The following is a 4,888-nucleotide window of genomic DNA, read 5'->3' on the forward strand; positions in this document are numbered from 1 at the left end:
TTGAATGGTGTTGCCCGGTTGCTGGTAGTAGCCGCTGAGTCGGACCATATCGTCGCCCGTCGGGAACTCGGCCGGCGCTGTCGCCCAGTCGACAAAGTTGTAGGTGACGCGATCGATCGGGCCCAGTCGTATCGAGAGCACTGCCAACAAATCTGGAAGCTCGCTCGGAAGGTCGTCACTGTGCGGCCACCACGCCCCATCGACCGAACCCGCAGCGGATCCCTTGGGCTTCAAACGCAGGCGGGGGGTGATCCGGGGTCCGGTGTGCGTCGAATCTGTTGAGCGTCGGCCAGTCTGTAGCGTCATACGACGCTCCTGTCTTGGCCGCGAATCGACCAAATCATTCGAATCGGCAACGACACAATCTCAAACGGCTGCGTGCGAAATATCGCCGACCCTTACGACGGTACACGCTGCGTGTACTGTCGGCAGGGGAACGCTCTTGGTCTGCGGTGATTCTTGCGGCGACACGCGGCCGAATGTGAAAAATGCGATCGCATCCGTTTGTCGATCCCGGAATCTCACGTAGACCAACATCGAGGACAAGGAATCGCGCATGGACCGCCAGTCCAAACGGGAGGTGGCCGCGGAGCTCGAAGTCGAGATCACCGACCCGACAACGTTGGAATTCCAGATTGCTGTCGCGCCGCACCCGAATACCGAAGTGTCAGAGCGATTGTCGTTTGTGTTGGACGGTAAACCCGTTCAAGCGTTGGAGATCAGCGGTACGCACGGTAACCGCATCCACAAGTTCGATGTGCCGGTGGGCTACTTGACTGTCGACTATGCCGCGACGATCGTCGGCCGGACCGACCCGGCGCCAGTGACCGAACACGACCTGTCAATGTATCTGCGCCCCAGCCGGTACGCCGAGGCGGACAAGCTCTATGGTTTTGCCGCAACGGAATTCGGTAACTACGCGGATTCGACGAGTCTGCTGGAGCGAGTCTCCCTGTGGGTGGGCACCCGGCTGAACTATGTACCCGGCTCGAGTGACCCGATCGATGGGGCGGTGGAGACCCTGCTCGCGGGTGCCGGGGTGTGCCGCGACTATGCGCACCTGGTGGTGGCGATGCTGCGGGCGGTCAAGGTGCCGGCCCGCGTGGTGTCGGTCTACGCACCAGGTCTTTATCCGATGGATTTCCACGCGGTCGCCGAGGCGTTCGTCGGCGGCCAATGGCGGGTTGTCGACGGAACTTTGCTGGCGCCACGGCAGTCGCTGGTGCGCATCGCCACCGGGCGCGACGCCGCCGACATCGCCTTCCTTGACAATCACCGAGGTGCGATCATCCTGCACAAGTTGGCGGTGACGGCGATCGTGGACGGCGATCTGCCCATCGACTCGATCGACCAGCTGGTGTCGATCGGCTAACGGGCCTGGTGCGCGAATACTCGCAAATCCGCTCCCATTGGTGGATGGTGGAGGTATGACGCCGCCACCTCGACATCCGGGCAATGCAATAGATGCCCGATCCTCGCTCGGCTAAATGTGGCAATCGCTGAACAGCTGCGCGCGGCCGTCGACGGCCGGCGTGGACTAGCGGCAGCTGATTCGCTATGCGAGGCCTGCGTGATGTTGTTCGGCATTGATGCGGCGGCGATTTCACTGGTCTTCTCGGGGGTCACCAGCGGAACGTTCGGCTCCAGCGACGCAGCCGCGCGCGTGTATGACGAACTCCAGTTCACCATTGGCGAGGGTCCATGCCTGGACTCCGTCTCGACGCATGGCCCCGTCCTGGTTCCAGACCTCGCCAAACCGAACTTCATTCGGTGGCCGCTGTACCGCTCCGCCATGCTCGACTACAAGATTCGGGGAGTATTCGCGATTCCGGTCGTCTTGGCCGGCGAATTCGTCGGCGCCCTCGACCTTTTCAAGACACAGCCCGGCGAGCTACCCGTCGACCAGCTGGCGGGCGCCGTGATCGCCGCCGAGCTGGCCGGCGCCCCGCTGCTGGACCTCTTGCACTCCGACTTGCAGGCCGCCGTCAACAACCCGTACAGCAGCGCCTGGGCCGACTTCAACGCGCTGAGCCGTGCGGAAGTGAGCCAGGCCACCGGCATGGTCGTCGCCCAACTCGGGGTCGAACCCGCCGAAGCGCTGGTACGCCTGCGCGCCCACGCCTACGCCACCAACCGCAGCGCCACCGAGGTCGCCCGCGACATTCTCGACCGGCAGCTGCGACTCGACGCCGACTAATGCCATGCGAAAAGGAGGGCAACGTGACCGATACCCCTCGTGAAACTCGGGTACTGGATGCGGTTGTATCGCTCGTCGACAGCCTGCTGGACGACTTCGACATCGTCGACCTGCTCACCGAGCTCACCGAACGTTGCGCAGACCTGTTGGATATCGCCGCGGCGGGATTCCTGCTCGCCGACCCGTTGGGTCAACTGCGCTTGCTGGCCGCCACCTCTACTCAGACGCGCGAACTGGAACTCTTCCAATTACAGACCGACGAGGGACCGTGCCTGGAGTGCTATGCCACCGGTCAACCCGTTTCGGTGGCGGATCTGCGCACCGCGACCGCCCGATGGCCGCGGTTTGTTTCGGCCGCGCGCGAGGCGGGCGTCGCCTCTGTGCACGCGGTGCCGATGCGGGCCGCCGGCATCGTGTTGGGCTCTCTGGGTCTGTTCGGGAGCCGGCCGGGCGAACTCAGTGAGTCCGATCTCCTGCTCGGACAGACACTGGCGCATGTCGCCTGCGTAGCGATTTTGCAGGAACTCCCGCCGACGCCCGCGACGGTGATACCGCAGCTGCGTGCCGCGCTGACCCACCGCATCGTCGTCGAGCAGGCCAAGGGTTTCCTGCGCGAGCACTTCGACATTACGGTCGACGAGGCATTTGCGCTGCTACGCAGGTACTCGCGTGCCCACGGCGATCACCTGACCGACGTGGCACGCCAGTTGATGGCCGATCCCGGCGCACGTCCGACGCTGCTGCACAGAATGACTCAACTGGCTTACGACTGAGCCCGCCGCGCATGGGCGCGCCGCACTGCATCGTCGACCAGTCGCGCCGCGACCACTCGCAGCTTGATGTTGCCGCTTTGACTCATCTGGACGAGCCGGCTGAACGCCACCTCGGCGCTGACACCCGACCGGCTGCGGATGATGCCGACCGCCTGATCGATCACCGCGCGGTGATCCAAAGCCTGTTCCAGCTTTTCGGCACGTGATCGAGCGCCGGCCAGCAGGCCGGCGTTGTAGATCGACACGGCCGCCGGCCCGGCGAATTGCGATCCCAACAACACGGCGTGCTCGCCGAAGGCGTCCTGGCTGTCGGCGTAGCAGTTGATCGCGCCGATCACGTGCTCGCCGACTATCAGCGGCAGCGACAGCGCGGAATGCACTCCCATCCTTGCGACTCGGCCGCCGAAGTGCGGCCAGCGGTCGTCGGCGCCGAGTGATCCACTGACCGTGACTCGGCGCGACCGCATACACGTGATGCACGGCCCCTCACGCAACTCGTCGTATTGAACGCCGTCGATCGTGTTCACGAATCCCGCTGTGGCAGCGGTGCTCTGCAGCGTCGGGAGACCTTTGCCCACCTCGATCAACGCAACTCCGGCGCCGTCGACTCCGGGAATGGCCTCAGCTGCGAACGCGGCGACCTCGCCCAGCAATTCGAACACGCCGCGGGCGCCGGCCACCATCCCCGCCAAACCGCGCAGCCCGGCGCGCAAGTCGTCTTCGTCCGCTTCCCGTTGGGCCGTGGACAATTCGGTCTGGTCTGGTGGTTCGCGACCAGGCTGCGCGTCAAAATCGGGCATGGTCGGTACCAATTTTAGATGACCAGTGCCAGCGCATGGGCGCGACGCAGTTTTCCCGACGGCGTTTTCGGGATCATTCCTGGTTCGAGCACAACCACGTTGCGTGGACGGACATCGACCTCGGCGACGACCTCGTGGGCAACCTGACGTTCGACGCGGCGCACTTCGGCCGGCTCCTCCCAGACATTGGCTTCGACGGCGACCGCGAAAGTCTCCCGTGCGTGGCCGGCCTCCAACCGCACCGCGACGGCACAGCCGGGCCGAACCCCGCGGACGCGGGCGGCGGCGCGCTCGATGTCGGTCGGGTAGATGTTGCGACCCGCCATGATGATCACATCCTTCAGCCGGCCGCACACAACGACGTTGCCGGTCTCGGTGAGATACCCCAAATCGCCAGTGTCGTACCACCCCTCGGGATTTTGCGCGGGTACGAAACCGGCGATCGTGGTGTATCCCAGCGTCACCGGTTCGCCGCGCACGTGGATGACGCCGACGCTGCGAGCGGGGAGCACCTTGCCGTCCTGGTCGACGATCCGGGCCTCCAGCCCTTTGAGTGGGCGGCCGAGGGAGGCCAATCGCCTGGTCTTACCCCGCGACGCCGGGACAGCCCGGTGCAGCAAGGCAAGTAGATCGGCGTCGACCTCGTCGACGATCAACCCGCGGCCGCACTCGGTGAACGACAGCGCGACCGTCGTCTCGGCCATGCCGTAGGCAGGCACGAGTGCTTCGGGCCGCAACCCGAACGGCGCGCCGGCTTCGCAAAGGTCCTCGACGTCGGCCGGTTCGACTTGCTCCGCGCCGGAGAGCGCCCACCGCAGCGTGGACAAGTCGAACTGGCCTGGCTGAGCTTGTTTGCGTAGCCGTTTGGCGAACAGCGTGTAAGCGAAGTTGGGCGCCGCAGTCATGGTGGCCTGGTATTTGTCGATGAGCTTTGCCCACAGCAGGGTGTCGCGCAGGAAGTCCATCGGCGTGATCTTGACCAGCTCGATGCCGAAGTACATTGGGGCGGTCAGGTAGCCGGTCATGCCCATGTCGTGGAAGCACGGGAGCCAGCTCACGATCACGTCGGATTCGGGGTCGACATCGGCGCCGACGAGCATCGCCTCGGCATTTGCGAC

The 4,888-nt window shown here is 64.8% G+C and carries 6 protein-coding genes; 3 read left to right on the top strand and 3 right to left on the bottom strand.

Annotated features, from left to right (window positions below; translation table 11 throughout):
• Positions 1–306 (bottom strand): DUF5994 family protein (locus tag VN856_RS27975; RefSeq protein WP_325695353.1); only part of this gene is annotated, 306 nt, incomplete at its 3' end.
• 250 nt (positions 307–556) lie between these two features.
• Between VN856_RS27975 and VN856_RS27980 the strand changes: the two genes are divergently transcribed.
• The 3 genes from VN856_RS27980 (at position 557) to VN856_RS27990 (ending at position 2,970) form a co-directional block, all read left to right on the top strand.
• Positions 557–1,372 carry a transglutaminase family protein gene (locus VN856_RS27980; protein WP_325695355.1) on the top strand — a complete coding sequence of 272 codons (816 nt, stop codon included), beginning with the start codon at positions 557–559 and terminating at the stop codon, positions 1,370–1,372.
• 117 nt (positions 1,373–1,489) lie between these two features.
• Positions 1,490–2,197 carry a GAF and ANTAR domain-containing protein gene (locus VN856_RS27985; RefSeq protein WP_325695357.1) on the top strand — a complete coding sequence of 236 codons (708 nt, stop codon included), beginning with the start codon at positions 1,490–1,492 and terminating at the stop codon, positions 2,195–2,197.
• Positions 2,198–2,220: 23 nt separating this feature from the next.
• Positions 2,221–2,970 (top strand): GAF and ANTAR domain-containing protein, encoded by a 750-nt coding sequence (locus tag VN856_RS27990; RefSeq protein ID WP_325695359.1) that lies wholly within the window; start codon positions 2,221–2,223, stop codon positions 2,968–2,970.
• Here the strand turns inward: VN856_RS27990 and VN856_RS27995 are convergent.
• Both VN856_RS27995 and VN856_RS28000 read right to left on the bottom strand, forming a co-directional pair.
• Positions 2,961–3,770, bottom strand: a complete 810-nt coding sequence (locus VN856_RS27995) for a GAF and ANTAR domain-containing protein (protein WP_325695360.1) — start codon at positions 3,768–3,770, stop codon at positions 2,961–2,963. The two genes, VN856_RS27990 and VN856_RS27995, sit on opposite strands and share 10 nt — an antisense overlap.
• 14 nt (positions 3,771–3,784) lie before the next feature.
• A partial coding sequence (locus VN856_RS28000; RefSeq protein ID WP_325695362.1) for a long-chain-fatty-acid--CoA ligase occupies positions 3,785–4,888 on the bottom strand: 1,104 nt, incomplete at its 5' end.

It is taken from the genome of Mycobacterium sp. (assembly GCF_035603715.1).
Lineage (GTDB): Bacteria > Actinomycetota > Actinomycetes > Mycobacteriales > Mycobacteriaceae > Mycobacterium.